General features: G+C 72.9%; 16 protein-coding genes and 1 pseudogene. 4 read left to right on the forward strand and 13 right to left on the reverse strand.

Annotation, left to right across the window (positions count from 1 at the left end; all coding sequences use genetic code 11):
* Positions 1–2: 2 nt before the first annotated feature.
* Both folE and ftsH read right to left on the reverse strand, forming a co-directional pair.
* Positions 3–599, reverse strand: coding sequence for a GTP cyclohydrolase I FolE (gene folE / locus ELY19_RS05145; protein ID WP_126195255.1), 597 nt, complete (start codon positions 597–599; stop codon positions 3–5).
* The gene (gene ftsH / locus ELY19_RS05150) at positions 599–3,043 is read right to left on the reverse strand and encodes an ATP-dependent zinc metalloprotease FtsH (RefSeq protein ID WP_126195256.1); all 2,445 of its coding nucleotides are present in this window, start codon (positions 3,041–3,043) and stop codon (positions 599–601) included. Before ftsH ends, folE begins: the two co-directional genes overlap by 1 nt.
* Positions 3,044–3,325: 282 nt before the next feature.
* On the opposite strand from ftsH, the gene ELY19_RS05155 reads away from it, so the two are divergent.
* From ELY19_RS05155 to ELY19_RS05165, 3 genes are all read left to right on the forward strand, one after another.
* Entirely contained in the window at positions 3,326–3,724 is a 399-nt protein-coding gene (locus tag ELY19_RS05155) for a DUF2628 domain-containing protein (RefSeq protein WP_126198701.1), read from the forward strand.
* Positions 3,725–3,946: 222 nt separating this feature from the next.
* On the forward strand, positions 3,947–4,240 hold the full coding sequence (locus ELY19_RS05160; protein ID WP_126195257.1) for a helix-turn-helix domain-containing protein: 294 nt from the start codon (positions 3,947–3,949) through the stop codon (positions 4,238–4,240).
* Between the two features lie 24 nt (positions 4,241–4,264).
* Entirely contained in the window at positions 4,265–4,507 is a 243-nt protein-coding gene (locus ELY19_RS05165) for a hypothetical protein (protein WP_126195258.1), read from the forward strand.
* Between the two features lie 22 nt (positions 4,508–4,529).
* On the opposite strand, the gene ELY19_RS05170 is transcribed toward ELY19_RS05165, so the two are convergent.
* The 5 genes from ELY19_RS05170 to dacB are packed head-to-tail and all read right to left on the reverse strand — an operon-like array spanning position 4,530 to position 9,739.
* Entirely contained in the window at positions 4,530–5,840 is a 1,311-nt protein-coding gene (locus tag ELY19_RS05170) for an amidase (RefSeq protein WP_126195259.1), read from the reverse strand.
* Positions 5,837–6,403: a hypoxanthine phosphoribosyltransferase gene (hpt, locus tag ELY19_RS05175; RefSeq protein ID WP_416222731.1), complete on the reverse strand. Its 567-nt coding sequence runs from the start codon at positions 6,401–6,403 to the stop codon at positions 5,837–5,839. The genes ELY19_RS05170 and hpt overlap by 4 nt, the downstream gene beginning before the upstream one ends.
* Positions 6,400–7,353 (reverse strand): tRNA lysidine(34) synthetase TilS, encoded by a 954-nt coding sequence (gene tilS, locus ELY19_RS05180; RefSeq protein ID WP_126195261.1) that lies wholly within the window; start codon positions 7,351–7,353, stop codon positions 6,400–6,402. The genes hpt and tilS overlap by 4 nt, the downstream gene beginning before the upstream one ends.
* Positions 7,332–8,363 carry an Rv3626c family coenzyme F420 biosynthesis-associated protein gene (locus ELY19_RS05185; RefSeq protein WP_126195262.1) on the reverse strand — a complete coding sequence of 344 codons (1,032 nt, stop codon included), beginning with the start codon at positions 8,361–8,363 and terminating at the stop codon, positions 7,332–7,334. The genes tilS and ELY19_RS05185 overlap by 22 nt, the downstream gene beginning before the upstream one ends.
* 5 nt (positions 8,364–8,368) lie before the next feature.
* On the reverse strand, positions 8,369–9,739 hold the full coding sequence (gene dacB / locus ELY19_RS05190; RefSeq protein WP_126195263.1) for a D-alanyl-D-alanine carboxypeptidase/D-alanyl-D-alanine endopeptidase: 1,371 nt from the start codon (positions 9,737–9,739) through the stop codon (positions 8,369–8,371).
* Between the two features lie 70 nt (positions 9,740–9,809).
* Between dacB and ELY19_RS05195 the strand changes: the two genes are divergently transcribed.
* The gene (locus ELY19_RS05195) at positions 9,810–10,313 is read left to right on the forward strand and encodes an inorganic diphosphatase (RefSeq protein ID WP_126195264.1); all 504 of its coding nucleotides are present in this window, start codon (positions 9,810–9,812) and stop codon (positions 10,311–10,313) included.
* A gap of 75 nt (positions 10,314–10,388) precedes the next feature.
* Here the strand turns inward: ELY19_RS05195 and ELY19_RS05200 are convergent, their stop codons facing one another.
* From ELY19_RS05200 to ELY19_RS05220, 6 genes and pseudogenes are all read right to left on the reverse strand, one after another.
* Positions 10,389–11,066, reverse strand: a complete 678-nt coding sequence (locus ELY19_RS05200; RefSeq protein WP_126195265.1) for a periplasmic substrate-binding domain-containing protein — start codon at positions 11,064–11,066, stop codon at positions 10,389–10,391.
* 35 nt (positions 11,067–11,101) lie between these two features.
* Positions 11,102–12,442: a tRNA-guanine transglycosylase gene (locus ELY19_RS23720; protein WP_416222732.1), complete on the reverse strand. Its 1,341-nt coding sequence runs from the start codon at positions 12,440–12,442 to the stop codon at positions 11,102–11,104.
* Between the two features lie 63 nt (positions 12,443–12,505).
* A pseudogene (locus ELY19_RS23725) lies at positions 12,506–14,182 on the reverse strand (MDR family MFS transporter); the annotation flags it as partial.
* Positions 14,179–14,655, reverse strand: coding sequence for a MarR family winged helix-turn-helix transcriptional regulator (locus ELY19_RS05210; RefSeq protein ID WP_126195267.1), 477 nt, complete (start codon positions 14,653–14,655; stop codon positions 14,179–14,181). The pseudogene ELY19_RS23725 and the gene ELY19_RS05210, both read right to left, overlap by 4 nt.
* Before the next feature lie 105 nt (positions 14,656–14,760).
* A complete protein-coding gene (locus ELY19_RS05215; RefSeq protein ID WP_227967197.1) occupies positions 14,761–15,243 on the reverse strand; it encodes a YbaK/EbsC family protein in 483 nt (160 codons plus the stop codon).
* A 61-nt stretch (positions 15,244–15,304) separates the two neighbouring features.
* Positions 15,305–15,688 carry a hypothetical protein gene (locus tag ELY19_RS05220; RefSeq protein ID WP_126195269.1) on the reverse strand — a complete coding sequence of 128 codons (384 nt, stop codon included), beginning with the start codon at positions 15,686–15,688 and terminating at the stop codon, positions 15,305–15,307.
* Positions 15,689–15,705 lie beyond the last annotated feature (17 nt).

The raw sequence follows: 15,705 nt of genomic DNA on the forward strand, positions 1-15,705 counted from the left end.
GGTCACCGGCGCAGGATCAGTTCGAGCGCCTCGGCGCGCGAGGTCGCACTGTCCTTGAAGGCGCCGCGCACCGCCGACGTCGTGGTGCTCGCGCCGGGCTTGCGGATGCCGCGCATCGCCATGCACAGGTGTTCGGCCTCGATCACCACGATGACGCCGCGCGGGTCGAGCTTGCGGACGAGCGCGTCGGCGATCTGCGCGGTGAGCCGCTCCTGCACCTGCGGGCGCTTGGCGTACAGGTCCACCACGCGGGCCAGCTTGCTCAGCCCGGTGACCCGGCCGCTCTCCCCCGGCAGGTAGCCCACGTGCGCCACGCCGTGGAAGGAGACGAGGTGGTGCTCGCACGTGGAGTACATCGGGATGTCCTTGACCAGCACCAGCTCGTCGTGATCCTCGCCGAAGGTGGTGTCCAGCACCGTGTCCGGGTCGGTGTGCAGGCCCGCGAACACCTCCTGGAAGGCCCGCGCGACCCGCTCGGGAGTCTTCTGCAGGCCCTCGCGGTCCGGGTCCTCGCCGACGGCGATCAGCAGCTCGCGGACCGCGGCGACGGCGCGCGCGTGGTCGAACGGGGCCACCGCGGCCCCGCTGTCCTTGCCCATCAGCTCTCGCTCGATCGGTCCGGGCCGGACTGCTCCCCGCCCTGCCGGCCGTCCTCACCCGGGGCCTGCCCCTGCGGCTGCTGACCCTGCTGCGGGTTCTGCGGCTGGCCCTGCGGGGGCCACCCGGGGGCCGACCAGCCCGCGGGAGCGCCGTAGTCGGGGCGGCTGCCCTGCGGGGGCTGCTGCCCGTACTGGCCCTGCGGCTGGCTGCCGTACGGGCCGGGCGCCGGGTACTGCGGGCCGGGGTAGGCCTGCTGTCCACCCCACTGGTAGCCGGGCTGGCCGTAGGCCGGCTGGGGCTGGCCCTGCTGGCCGTAGCCCGACGGTGCGCCCGGCGCGGGCCAGGGCTGTCCGGTGGGCGCGGGCACGCCCCACTGGCCGTTCTGCCCGGCGTGGCCGTTCGGCGCGGGCTGGGCGGCGGCGAGGGCCGCGGCCTTCTCCTGCTCCTGCTTGCGGCGCTCCGCCTCCTCGTCGACGGGCGGCCACGGCTCGCCGTTCTCGATCGCGATCTCCTTGGGAGTCTTGATCGGCGGCTTGGTCGACGGGATGCGGCTGCCGAAGTCGTCGAACTGCGTGATCCGCGGGCGCTTCTCCACGGACTCGAAGATCCGCTCGAGGTCCTTGCGGACCAGCGTCTCCTTCTCCAGCAGTTCGCCGGCGAGCACGTCGAGCACGTCGCGGTACTCGTTGAGGATGGCCCACGCCTCGGTGTGCGCGGCCTCGATGAGCGAGCGCACCTCCTCGTCGATCTGCGCGGCCACGGCGTCGGAGTACTGCGCGCCGCCGCCCATGCCCCGGCCCAGGAACGGGTCGCCCTCGTCCTGGCCGTACTTGACGGCGCCCAGGCGCGCGCTCATGCCGTACTCGGTGACCATGGCGCGGGCGATCTTGGTGGCCTGGTCGATGTCGCTCGACGCGCCCGTCGTGGGCGAGGCGAACACCAGCTCCTCGGCGGCGCGGCCGCCCATGGCGAAGATCAGCCGGCCGATCATCTCGTTGCGGGTGTACATGCCCTTGTCGTTCTCGGGCACGGCGAGCGCGTGGCCGCCCGTGCGGCCGCGGGCGAGCACCGTCACCTTGTAGACGGGGTCGAGGCCCTCGGTCGCCCACGCGGCCAGGGTGTGTCCGCCCTCGTGGTACGCGGTGACCTTCTTCTCGTGCTCGGAGATGATCCGGTTCTTGCGGCGCGGCCCCCCGACGACCCGGTCCACCGCCTCCTCGAGCGTGGGCGCCGTGATGACGGTGCCGTTCTCGCGGGCGGTGAGCAGCGCGGCCTCGTTGATGACGTTGGCGAGGTCGGCGCCGGACATGCCGGGGGTCCGCTTGGCCAGGCCGTCGAGGTCGGCGTCGGGGGCCAGCGGCTTGCCCTGCGCGTGCACGTCGAGGATCGCCTTGCGTCCCGCCATGTCCGGGTTGGAGACGGGGATCTGCCGGTCGAAGCGGCCGGGGCGCAGCAGCGCCGGGTCGAGGATGTCGGGCCGGTTGGTGGCCGCGATGAGGATGATGCCCTGGCGGTCGCCGAAGCCGTCCATCTCGACGAGCAGCTGGTTGAGGGTCTGCTCGCGCTCGTCGTGACCGCCGCCCAGGCCGGCGCCGCGCTGGCGGCCGACGGCGTCGATCTCGTCGACGAAGATGATGCAGGGGCTGTTCTCCTTGGCCTGCTCGAACAGGTCGCGCACGCGGGAGGCGCCGACCCCGACGAACATCTCGACGAAGTCGGAGCCGGAGATGGTGAAGAAGGGCACGCCGGCCTCGCCCGCGACGGCGCGCGCGAGCAGCGTCTTACCGGTGCCGGGCGGGCCGTAGAGCAGCACGCCCTTGGGGATCTTCGCACCCAGGGCCTGGTAGCGGGCCGGGTTCTGCAGGAAGTCCTTGATCTCGTACAGCTCCTCGACCGCCTCGTCCGCGCCGGCGACGTCGGCGAAGGTGGTCTTGGGCATGTCCTTGGTGAGCTGCTTGGCCTTGCTCTTGCCGAAGCCCATGACGCCGCCGCGGCCGCCGCCCTGCATGCGGTTCATGAGGAAGAAGAACAGGCCCACCAGCAGCAGGATCGGGAGCAGCGTGAACAGCAGCATCGAGATCCACGGCGATTCCTGCGTCACGTTCGTGGTGTACGTGACGGGCTTGCCGTCGGGGTTCTGCGCGTCCTGCACGAGGCCGAGGATGTCGCGGGAGGTGCCCGCGGGGTACTTGGCGTAGACCTTCGTCGCGCCGTCGGTGCCGTTCTCACCCTCGACGGGCTTCGCGAGGGTGACGCGCAGCGTCTGCTCGCGGTCGTCGATCTGGACGTCGGTGACGTTCTTGGCCTCGAGCTGCGCCACGACCAGCGAGGTGGACTCCGGCTTGTAGTCGCGGTCGCCGCCGCCGACCATGGTGAACGCCCACACGAGCAGGACGAACCCGGCGATGATCGCCAGCGTGCGGATGAGTGATTTCCGTTTCATATGGCTTCGCCTCGCGGCTCGTCAGTCCTTCTTCTTCCGGCGCGCGGCGGGCCGCGCTGGGTCGACTTCCCAGGTTACCGTGCAGCGTCGCGGCCGAGCCGGTCGCGTGGGTGCGCCCTGAGCGAACAGCGCCCGATTCGCGAAGATTAAGCTGCTCCGGTGACCGACGACAGCACCCCTCCCCCGTACCCGGACGGACCGCAGGACCCGCGGAACCCGTACGCCCAGCAGCCGCACGTCCAGCAGCCGTATCCCGGGCAGCAGGGGCCGGCCGCCGTCGACGTGCCGGAGCGGTGGCGCAGCCGGTTCGATTTCTTCTCCCGCTACGGGCAGCCCGCGTCGTCGCCCGAGTCGGCCGCAGCGTTCAAACAGCTCTCCTTCGGGCAGCGCTTCCGCCTGGGCTTCAACGGCCCCGCCTTCTTCTTCGGCCCGATCTACTACGCGATCAAGGGGCCCTGGCGGAAGGGCCTGAGCCTGCTCGGGATCGCCGTGGCGATCAGCCTCCTCATCGGCCTGATCGAGACCGCGCTGGACTTCACCTTCCCGCCGACCGCCTACGGCGTGGCGATCGGCGTGCTGTACTCGAGTGCCGCGAACTGGGCCTACTTCCTGCACGTCACCCGCGGCAGCACCAGCTGGAACCCCTTCGAGGGCACGCCGCTGCTCCGCAAGCGCGGCTGACCCGCGAGCCCGCGGCCGAACTGCCGGCGTCACTGCGTGTCCCCCATGGCCCGGTACCTTTCCTCGCCGTCCATACAGAAACTGAATAACCGCAGTTCCGAGCGACTTTCAGCGCTCTCATCAGTGGTTATTCACTTTCTGTATGGACGCTGCGCGGCGACACGCACATCCTCCCTCTGATTGCGCCGCGCAGGACGGACCGTTCGACATAGGGTGTCGCGCATGTCCGAGATAGACCAGTTCAGACTGGTTCTCGCCGTCTCGCGCTCCGGCAGCATCAGTGAGGTCGCGCACATGACGGGGCTGTCGCAGCCCACCGTCACTCGTGCCGTCAGGGCCACGGAGCGACTCGTCGGGTTCCCCCTGTTCCACCGCACGCCCGACGGGACCGTCCCCACCGGCGACGCACCGGCGGCGTTCCGGCGGATCGAGACCATCCTCGAGAACTACGACGCCCTCGCCGCCCTCGACGACTCCCCCGTCACCGTCCTGCAATTCGCGTACCGCGAGGGGTAACTCCCCACGATCCTCGACAGCGCGATGGCCCACTGGAACCGCGAGAGGATGCTGCCCGCAAAGCTGGTCGAATGCACGGATCCGATCGCGGAGCTGCAGGCCGGCGCGGTCGAGTTCGCGGTCGCGCCGTACTCGGGGACGCCGTTTCCCGACGGACTCGACCACCGGCCGCTGCGGATCATCCGGGCCGCGCGACTCGACCTGGTCTACGCCGCCCCGCCGACCGGCCCGATCGACGAGTTCCTGCAGGCCCTCGCCCTCGCGTGACGCGCCGGCGGCGACGCGCGACTCAGACCTCGATCGTCGCGGCCAGCGCGAGGAGGTCCGCCTCGCCGCCGGGGCGCGCGACGAGCTGGACGCCCTCGCCGAGGAAGGGGACCGTCATCGCCGGCCAGCCGACGAGGTTCCACAGCGGCGGGAACGGGGCGTACGCGAGGCTCGGGAGGGCGCTCGCCGCCCACGGCAGCTCCGCGTACGGGCGGGCGGGCGCGGGCCTGCGCGCCAGCGCGGGCGTGACCAGCACGTCGATGCCCTCGGCGGCGAAGAACCGCTCCAGGGCGCTCTCGAGGCGCGCGGCGTCCGCGGGGCGCACCAGGCCGCGGCGCGCGACGGCCCGACCGATCGCGGCGTGCCGCCGGGTCCGGGCCTGCAGCAGGGCGGGATTCGCGCCGCGGGCGACGATGTCGTCGGCGTCGGTCGCGGCCGCCTCCGCCCATCGGGCGAGCAGCGGCAGCGGCGACGCCGGGTAGGGCACCTTCACGCGGCGGACCGGGTGCCCGTGCTCGGCGAGCCGGTCGGCGGCACCGCGCACGGCCCGTGTGATGGCGCGCGCGGTGAACGTCACCGCCGTGGGACGGTTGAGGCCCAGGCCCACCCGGAGGCCGGCACCGTCGCCGATGGTCGCGAGCTCGGGGCGCCCGGCGAGCACGGAGAGGCCCAGGGCGGCGTCCTCGACGGTCCGCGTCATCGGACCGTTCTCGGACATGCCGAACCAGTTGGTGGGACCGAGCTGCGCGGGTACGACCCCGCGGCCGGGCTTGATCGCGACGATCCCCGTGCACGCCGCGGGGCCGCGCAGCGATCCGAGTCCGTCGTTGCCGTGTGCGAGCGCGACGTGGCCGGCGGCGACGACGGCGGCGCTGCCACCGGAGCTGCCGCCCGCGGTGCGGCCGGGCCGGTGCGGGTTGCCGACGACCTCGCGAGCGTCGTCGGTCATGGCCCACAGGCAGAGCTCGGGAACGCGGGTCAGGCCGACGACGACGGCGCCGGCCGCGCGGAGCCGCTTCACGACCGGGTGATCGGCCTGCTCGACGGGCAGTCCCGCACCGCACGCCTCGGACACCCCATCGAGCATCCGGTGCCCGGACACGGCGACGTTGTCCTTGATCGCGATGGGCACGCCGGCGAGCGGCAGGGAGTAGCGGTCGGGCCGCGCGTCGACGGCCGCGGCCTCCTCGAGCGCCTGCTCGGGGCGCAGCACGCGCCAGCCGTGCACGGCGTCGTCACCGATGCGGGTGAGCGCCTGGCGGGTGGCGTCGACGGCGGTGAGCCGGCCCGATCGCACCCGCTCCGCGGTCGCCGCAGCGGTGAGCAGCGTCATTCGCTGTAGACCTTGGGCTCCAGGACGCCGATGTACGGCATGTCCCGGTAGCGCTCCGCGTAGTCGAGGCCGTAGCCCACGACGAATTCGTTGGGGATGTCGAAGCCGACCCACTTGACGTCGACCTCCACCCGCACCGCGTCGGGCTTGCGGAGCAGGGTGACGACCTCGAGCGAGTTGGGCTGCCGCGTCGCGAGGTTGCGCAGCAGCCAGCTCAGTGTCAGGCCGGAGTCGATGATGTCCTCGACGATGAGCACGTCGCGGCCGGCGATGTCGCGGTCGAGGTCCTTGAGGATCCGCACCACGCCGGAGCTGGACGTGGACGAGCCGTAGCTCGAGACGGCCATGAACTCGAGCTGGGTCGGCAGGGGCAGGGCCCGGGCCAGGTCGGTCACGAACATGACCGCACCCTTGAGGACGGTGATCAGGAGGAGGTCGGTCTCCCGGTCGCCGTACTCCTGCGCGATCTGCGCCGCGAGCTCCGCGGTCCGCTGCTTGATCTGTTCCTCGGAGAGGACCACCGAGGCGATGTCTCCCGCGTACAACTCACCAGTGCCGTTCACCACGCTCTCAGAATGCCACCTGCCCGGTGCACTTGCAGCCGCCGCCCCGCACTTCCGCCCGGGATCGCCGTCGGCCCCTGCCCGCGCCAGTCGGTGACGAGGGCGTCGACGGCGGCGAGGTGGGCGGCCGTCAGCGCGCGGGCGCCACACCCGGCGAGCCAGCTCCGCAGGGCCCGGACTCGCAGGGCCGCAGGAAGTTCCGCCACGGCGGCGACCTCCAGCTCCGGGCCCGACGGTGCCGGGGCCAGGCCGTCGAGCGCGTCGTTGTCGGCGCGCAGCGAGGCGGCGGTCCGGGCGAGGGCCTCCGCCACTCCCCCGCCGAGGACGTCCTCGAGGAGCGGCAGCACCTCGGTGCGCACGCGCACGCGGGTGTACCGCGGGTCGAGGTTGTGCGGGTCCTCCCACGGGGTCAGGCCGAGCTCCGCGCACGCGGCCCGGGTGTCGGCCCGGCGCACGCCCAGCAGCGGCCGGCCGTAGGGCGGAACCCAGGCGGCCATCCCGGCGAGCGAGCGCGCGCCGCTGCCCCGGCCGAGGCCCAGCAGCACCGTCTCCGCCTGGTCGTCGAGCGTGTGCCCGAGCAGCACCGGGGCGCCGTCGCGGGCGCCGTCCAGGGCGGCGTACCGAGCGGTGCGGGCGGCGGCCTCGGGCCCGCCCGGGCCGTCGACCGTGACCGTCAGCACCGTCGCCCGTGCGCCCAGCTCGCGCGCCGTGGCCGCAGCTCGCTCGGCGACGGCGCACGAGCCCTCCTGCAGGCCGTGGTCGACGACGAGCGCGACCACGTCGAGCCCCTCGGCGAGCGCGCCGGTGAGCAGCGCGAGGGAATCGGCGCCGCCGGAGAGCGCCACGGCCACCGTGCGGCCCGACCCGTGGGTGGCCCACCAGTCCCGGACCGCGTGCCGCACCCGCAGCGCCGCCGGTCCGGGGCGGTTCACAGGACGCGGTCGATCCATCGGCGCGGCTCGTCGAGTTCGTCGGGCAGCGGCAGGGTCTCGGGGCCGGTCCACACGCGGTTGAACCGCTCCATGCCCACCTCGGCGATCACGGCGTCCACGAACTTCTTGCCGCGCACGTACTGCGCGATCTTCGCGTCCATGCCGAGCAGGGCGCGCAGGAGCCGCTGGAACGGGTTCGACGGTGCCGCGCGGCGCCGGTCGAAGGCGGCGCGGATGGTCGCGACGGTGGGGATCACGTCCGGTCCTGCGGCGTCCATGACGTGGTCGGCGTGGCCCTCGAGGAGCGTGCCCAGCATGAGCAGCCGCTCGACGGCCGCGAACTGCTCGGGCGGGGCGGCGATCTCGAGCACGCCGATGATCCCGTCGTGCCGGGCGCCGCCGGAGAGGGCCTTCCGGGTGCGATCGAGGAGGTCGCCGACGGAGCCCGCACCACCGGTCCCGGCGAGCGCGGCGACGTTCTCGCGCATGTAGTCCCGCAGCCACGGGTTGGCTGCGAACTGCACCCGATGGGTCACCTCGTGCAGGCAGACCCACATGCGGAAGTCCTCGGGCCGCAGCCGCAGGGCGCGCTCGACGGCGAGCACGTTGGGGACCACGAGCAGCAGCTCACCGTCGGCGACACCGAACGGGTCGTACTGGCCCAGAACGGATCCGGAGACCATGCCGAGCATCGCGCCGGCCTGCACGCCCGCGAGGCGCGCGCCGAGGCCGGGGTGCCGCGCCTCGTCGTGCTCGATCAGCGCCTCCATCGACCGCGCGGCGGCGGAGACCCACTCCCGCCGGTCCACGGTGCGGGCGGGTGGCACGGCTCCGGGCGTGACGAGTCCGGTGACGCGCAGGACGTGCTCCTCCGCGGCGACCGCGTCCGCGAGCAACTCCTCGGCGGCACGCCGCCGCGTGTAGGCCGTGGTGGCCGGGCCGTCGCCGAGGACCCGCGCGACGCGGCGGCCGGACGCGGCGGCCAGCGCCCAGTCCACCTGCGCGCGTACCGCCTTCGGCTCGTTCATGGCGATCAGCGGCACCCGCAGCCGCGGAGCGCGGCGGTCACGGCGTCCATGGCGGGCCGGGCCGCGTCGACCGGTGTACCGGAGGACATGAGCGTGAAGGTGAGCACCGCACCGTCGCGGCCGGGGACGTAGCCGGCGAGCGTGGAGACGCCCGAGAGGCTGCCGGTCTTGGCGCGCACGTAGCCCGCGCCGGGCCGGTTGACGGTGACGTAGCGGTCGGCGAGTGTGCCGGTGGCGCCGGCGACCGGGAGCAGGTCCAGCAGGGGCCGCAGCTGCGGCTTGCCCCCGCCGGCCGCCGCGGTGACGATGCCGTCGAGCACCGCCGCGGGGATGCGGTTCGCGGTGGAGAGACCGCTGGTGTCGGAGAGCTCGACGCCGCTGAGGTCGAACCCGGCCCCCCGCAGCGCGCCGGTCACGGCGCGCGCGGCGCCGTCGAAGGAGGCCGGCTGATTCGTGGCGATCGCGACCTCGCGGCCGATGGACTCCGCGAGGACGTTGTCCGAGTGCACGAGGGCGTCGTGCAGGCGGGTGCTCAGCGGGGCGCTGCGGACCGCGGCGAGTTGCGCGGCGCCCTGGGGTGCGGTGCCCTCGGCGACCGCCGTCGGCGGCAGGCCCAGCGCCGCGGCGAGCGCGCGGCCCGCGGTCAGCGCGGGGTCGGTGACGCGGGGCGAGTAGTCCTCGGCGGGCCGGACACGGCCGGCGTCCGCGGTGAGCGACTGCAGCGGCGTGATGTCGCCGCCCGCGATATCGGCGCGCTCCCAGCCGCGCGCGAAGTCGGTGCCGGTGAACAGCGAGGTGTCCACGGTGATCTTCGTGATCGGGGTGCCGGCGCGGCGCAGCTGCGCGGCGAGGTCGGCGATCTTCGGTGCGTCCGTGAACAGCGACGGTCCGCCCGCGCGCAGCGTCGGATCGCCCGCGCCGACGAGCACGGCCTCGCCGGGGGCGGCGCCCGCGACCACGGTGGTGGTGATCCGCTTGTCGGCCGGCAGCGTGAGCAGCGCCGCCGCGGCGGTCAGGATCTTGGTGGTCGACGCCGGGGTGCGGGGGCGCGCGGCGTCGCGCTGCCACAGGATCTGCCCGGTGCCGGCGTCGGCGATGACGCCCGTGAAGTCGCCGAGGTCGGGGTTGCGCAGGGCGGCGTCGATCTGGCTCGTGATCCCCGCGGCGGTCGGCGCGACGGTACCGGCGACCTGCTGGATCGAGGACCGGTACGGCGCCTCCGTGGGACGGGGCGGCACCGTGTCCGCGAGGTCCTGGCGATCCCGGTAGACGCCGTAACCGAGCGCGGCCGCGATGGTGCCGACGACGACCAGCGCCAGCACGATCACGGTGACCGCGAGGCGCAGGAGAGTCCGTCGGATCCGCGAGCGTCGCACCGTACCACCCTAACGGCATGGGGACACGGGTATCCTCGGCGTGCATGGTTGACGCGAGCGAAGGGAAACAATGAGCGTCGAATTCGAGGTCACCGTCGAGATCGCCAAGGGCTCGCGGAACAAGTACGAGGTGGATCACAAGACCGGTCGCCTCAAGCTGGACCGCTACCTGTACACGTCGTTCGGCTACCCCACCGATTACGGCTACATCGAGGACACCCTGGGTGAGGACGGCGACCCGCTGGACGCGCTCGTGCTGCTGCAGGAGTCGGTGATCCCCGGCGCGCTCGTCGACTGCCGCGCCATCGGCATGTTCAAGATGGAGGACGAGAAGGGCGGCGACGACAAGGTGCTCGTCGTGCCCGCCGGCGACCCCCGTTGGGACTCGGTCCAGGACATCGGCGACATCGACAAGTTCGAGCTGGACGCCATCGAGCACTTCTTCGTCCACTACAAGGACCTCGAGCCCGGCAAGTTCGTCAAGGGCTCGTCGTGGGTGGGCAAGAAGGAGGCCGAGGAGGAGATCGCCCGGTCGATCGCTCGCGCCGAGACCGCCGGGTCCGACGCGCACTGACGCGCACGCGATACGCGAAGCGGCGGCGAGGGATTCCTCGCCGCCGCTTCCGTCTGTGCGGACCGTGCCGCCGGGTCAGAGCTTTCCGGCCACGCGGCGCAGGATCTCCTCGAATCCGTCCTGGTCGATCGTCCCGTCGGCGCCCGGATTCGCCGTGACCATGGCGACCACGCCGCCCTTGCTGAAGTAGGCCGTGCGGGCGGCGGCCGACTGCTCGCCGATCTTGCGGGTCATCTCGAAGACGAAGCCGTTCCCGCCGAGGCCGGTGGGGAGGTCCTTGCGCACCGCGGTCTGGGTCAGCGCATCGCCGTACTTGACGGTGGCGCACTCCCCCGTGCCGGCGGCCTCGAACACCTCCAGCCGCGCCGATCCCGGGAGGAGGGTGACGCCGTACAGGGCGGACTTGTCCTTCGCGATGCTCTGCTGGACGCCGAACTTGATCGTCTCGACGACCTCCTGCTGCGCGGCGACGTTCTTGTCCTTGCAGCCCGCGGGCGTGATCTGCGCGGCCTGCACCTGGCCGACGGAGTTCATGGCCCCCTGGAAGGCGTCGTCGCCCGGCACGGTGGTGAGGGTCAGCCCGGCGGGCAGGTCGGCCTGGACGAGGGCCTTCGACGGCACGTCGACGTCCGGGGCGGCGGACGACGGGGCCGGGGCGTCGCCGCCGCTGCCGCCGCACGCGGTGAGGAGCAGGCCGGTCGCGGCGACCGCCGCGAGGATGCCGAGGGAACGGGTCTGGTCACTGCGGCGCAACGGCTTTCTCCTGCCGATCGGGGTACCGGATCGGGCTAGACCTTACCGAACCTCCGCAGGAAGGATGCAGTGAAGTCCGGGTAACCCCCGTCCCGGATCGCCCGGCGCGCGGCCGCGGCCAAGGAGACGAAGAAGTGCTCGTTGTGCAGCGTGCACAGCGTCACGGCGAGCCCCTCGTTCGCCACGAAGAGGTGATGCACGTAGGCGCGGGTGAACGCGTCGGTGCGGTTGGCGCCGCCGGGGCGTCCGTCCGCGGGGTCGAGCGGCCGGAAGTCCGCGCGCAGCGCCGGATCGGTGACGTCGAGGACCCCGGTGGAGGTGTAGACCCGGCCCTCGGCGCCCGCCCGCGCCGGCTCGGTGCCGTCGATCACGTCGACGCCCGCCTCGATCGCGGCGAGCAGATCGGCCGGTCCGGTGACGCCGCCGAGGTAGCGCGGTCGGTCGGTCTCTAGCTCGCCGACGGCGGCGCGCAGGAGCGCCGTCTCCCGGGCGGGCGCGCCGATGCCCTCGATGCGGTAGCCACCGAAGCCCAGTCCCCCGGCGCGGCGGTCCTCGTCGGCCAGCCGCCGCAACCCGCGGGCGGCGGAGCGCCCGCGCTCGGGGTCCGCGCCGCCGGTCACCACGGCCCAGAGAGTGAGGGCGTCGTGCCGGTCGGCGGTCTGCCAGGCGTGCTCCGCGAGCGCCCGCCGGGCCCACCGCTCGGTGCGCGCGGGGTCCGCGGGATCGGCGAGCGCGAAGGCCACGTCGAAGCCCATGCGGTGGGCGAGGCGCACCGTCTCCTCCGGGTCCCAGCGGTGGGGCGAGCCGTCGAGCCGGCCGCGGAAGGCGATGCCCTCGTCGGTGATCCGGGTCTTCCGTTGCTCCGCGACGGCGGCGATACCGGTGTCGGCGAACGTGGGCGCCGGCCACGCCATGGCGCGCCCGATGCCGCCGGCGCCCTCGATGACGTCGGTGCCCGGCTGCAGGTACATCTCGTGCAGGTCGACGGTCAGCGCCGCGGCGCCGAGGTTCGTCAGCTCGCGCGGGGTGAGCCCGGCGATCGCGCCCCGGCCGGCGACCGGGATGTAGGCGGGGGTGGTGATCTCGCCGCGCGGCAGCACCAGCCGACCGGCCCGCGCCCCACCGGGTCCGGTGGCCTCGACGGCGAACCGGACGGGGTCGGTGGTGCCGGCGGCGCGCAGGCGGGTGTTGCCGGCGATCGCCCGGTAGCCGGTGCGCAGCTCCGCGAGTTCGGCGGCGAGCGAGGCGTTCTGCGCGCGCAGCTCGTCGATCTCGGAGCGGGAGGCCGCGGCCTGTTCCGGTGTGGGCGGCGGCGTGGGAACGGGGCCGGTGGGCGGTTCGGTCACGATCTCCTCCGTCGGTGCTGTGCCCGCCACCGATTCCGCGGCGGCGCTGATCTCCGCGGTCTCGATGCTGTCAGGCGTCGCGGCATCGCCGGACTCCGGGGTGGTCGCCTCGATGGCGGGTGCGGTGCGCAGGGGCACGGACTTCCAGAACAGCACGAGCACCAGGCCGACGGCGGCCAGCACGGTGACGGCGAGGAAGACGACGTCCATCGAGTCGGCGAACCCGGCCTTGAGCGGGTGGACCAGGGTGTCGGGCAGCTGCTGCAGCGCCGACGTGTCGGACATGATGTCGCTGACGGCGCTGGAATCGCCGTGCACGAGCTTGGCGGCGAAGTCCTGCGCGGCCGGACCGTCGTGGCCCGCGGCGGCGCGCTGCACGGCCGCCGTGTACTCGGGATCCGCGGCGGCGTCCGTCATCCGCGAGCTCATCTTGTTCGGCATCTGGGAGAACAGCACGGAGAGGAACACCGCGACGCCGAGCGTGCCGCCGATCTGCCGGAAGAAGGTGGCGGCGGCGGTGGAGACGCCCATGTCGCGCGGCGGGAGGATGTTCTGCAACGCCAGGGTCAGGGGCTGCATCAGGTTGCCGAGGCCGAAGCCGATCACGGCGGCGCCGGCCATGACGTAGCCGATCTGCACGTCGGCGCTGATGTAGTGCATGCCGAACATGCCCGCCGTGAGCAGCACCGCGCCGATGATCGGGAAGATCCGGTAGCGCCCGGTGCGGGAGATCATCTGGCCGGCCAGGATCGAGCCGAGCATGAGCCCGGCGACCATGGGCAGCATGAGGAAGCCCGCCTTCGTGGGGCTGGCGCCGCGGACCACCTGGAAGTACTGGGGCAGCAGCGAGATGCCGCCGAACATGGCGGCGCCGACGACCATCGAGATGAGCACGCCCTGCGCGAAGATGACGTTCTTGAAGATGCGCAGCGGGATGATCGCGTCCTCGCCCATGAGCTTCTCGATGCCGATGAACGCGAGGACGCCGGCCGCGCCGACGGCGTAGCAGGTGATGGCCCGCGTCGAGCCCCAGCCCCACTCCTGGCCCTGCTCGGCGACGATGAGCAGCGGCACCAGCCCGACGGACAGGGCGATGGCGCCGAACCAGTCGATGCGCACGCCCTCTCGGCGGGTGTGCGGCAGGCGCAGCACGCGGGAGACGACGGCCAGCGCCACGACGCCGATCGGCACGTTCACCAGGAAGACCCAGCGCCAGCCGGAGATGCCGAGGATGCTGTCGGCGCCGGAGAACAGTCCGCCGAGAACGGGGCCCAGCACCGAGCTGGTGCCGAAGACGGCGAGGAAGTAGCCCTGGTACTTGGCGCGCTCGCGCGGCGGGACGATGTCGCCGATGATGGTGAGCGCCAGCGACATCAGCCCGCCGGCGCCGAGGCCCTGCACGGCGCGGTAGGCGGCCAGCTCGTACATCGAGGTCGCGGTACTGCACAGCAGCGAGCCGATCACGAACACGGTGATGGCGAACATGAAGAACGGCTTGCGGCCGTAGATGTCGGACAGCTTGCCGTACAGCGGGGTGACGATCGTCGAGGTGATGAGGTACGCCGTGGTGACCCAGGCCTGCAGCTTGTAGCCGTTGAGGTCGTCGGCGATGGTGCGGATCGCGGTGGAGACGATGGTCTGGTCGAGCGCGGCGAGGAACATGCCGGTCATGAGGCCCGACAGGATGTAGAGGATCTGCTTGTGCGTCAGGCCGGCGCCCGCGGTCTCCACGACTCCGGCGTCGCCGCGGTCCGCCGTCGCGGCGGTCACTCGCCTTCCCGCATCAGCTTGAGCGCCTGCTCGAACTGCACCAGCGCGCGCTTGCCCAGCGTGACGAACTGGTCGATCTCCTCATCGGTCCACTCCTCCATCAGGGGCCGCAGCTTCTCGTTGCGCTGCTCCCGGATGAAGTCGACCTTCGCCTTGCCCGCATCGGTGGCGGAGACGAGCGCGGCGCGCCGGTCGGACGGGTCCGCGGTCCGCTCGGCGTACCCGAGATTGGTCAGGGTCGTCACGTACCGGCTCGCGGTGGAGGGATCGGTGTGGATCTGGTCCGCGAGCACGGACGAGCGCATCGGGCCGTCCTTCACCAGCGCGAACAGCGCGGTGTACGCCGCGAGCTCGACGCCGTCCGGGGCGACCGCGTGCCGGGTCATCACCGCGTGCCGTTCCTTGAGCCGGGTCAGTTCGGCGATCACGCCGACGATCCCCTCGATCCGGTCCGCTCGTTCCTCGTCCGTCATCACGCCTCCGCAGGTCCTGTCCGATCCCGTCGCCGGGTTTCGAACACGCAAAACTACGTGCAGCCTACAACTATTAGGAGAACTAGTCGACTCGGGCGAACCGGCCTATGCCGCCGATGTCGTGACGATTCTGGCACCGGTGAGGGCCACGAGCGCGGCGAAGTCGGTGCGGAAGATCGTGTCGTGCGTACCCGCGGCCGCGTACAGGTCCGGGTACTCGGCGAGCGACTCGTCGATGACGGTGACCACGGGCCGCGGATGGCCGACGGGCGAGACGCCGCCGATCACCTGGCCGGTCGCGGCGACCACGTCGTCCGGCGTGGCGCGGGTGATCGCGTCGTGGCCGAGCCGCCCCGCGAGCCCGGCGGTGTCCACCCGGTGCCGACCGCTGGACAGGACGAGCAGCGGCGCACCGTCGGCCAGGAAGACGAGGCTGTTGGCGATCGCGCCCACCTCGCAGCCCAGCGCGGCGGCGGCCTCCGCGGCGGTCCTGGCACCGTCGGGCACGTGCCGGACGGTGTCGGGGTGGCCCGCGGCGACCAGCGCCGCGCGGACGGCCTCGGTGCGGGCGGAGTACTGCTCGGTCACGGCGACCAGTATGCCCGGTTCGCCGCCGCGGGGGCGCGGCCGGACCCGGGCCGCTCCGCGACTACGCCGCGAGCAGGGTGGCGATGAGGTCCTTGGTCCGCGCCCCGCCGACGGGCCGCAGCACGACCGCATCGGCGACCTCGGCGGCGTAGACGTCCTCGATCAGGGACTTCAGGCCCGACGGGGTGCCCACGTACGTGATGCCCCGCGCGCCGTCGCCCTGCGGCGCGTAGCTGGCGCGGGCGTCGGCCGCGCGCTCGTCGATCACCACGTCGACCTCGAGCGCGACGGCCCCCGGCTCCCGCCCGGCGCGCTCGGCCTCGGCACGCAGGTAGCCGCGCTCGCGCTGCGCGAGACGGAGGTCGGCGGCGCGCACCCGGGTCAGGTGCACGGACTCGGGCTCACCGTCGACGGTGACCACGAGGGCGGGGCGGGAGACGGTCATGGCGTTGTTTCCTCCTG

Origin of the sequence: Tsukamurella paurometabola, from assembly GCF_900631615.1 — a bacterium.
Taxonomy (GTDB): Bacteria; Actinomycetota; Actinomycetes; order Mycobacteriales; family Mycobacteriaceae; genus Tsukamurella; species Tsukamurella paurometabola_A.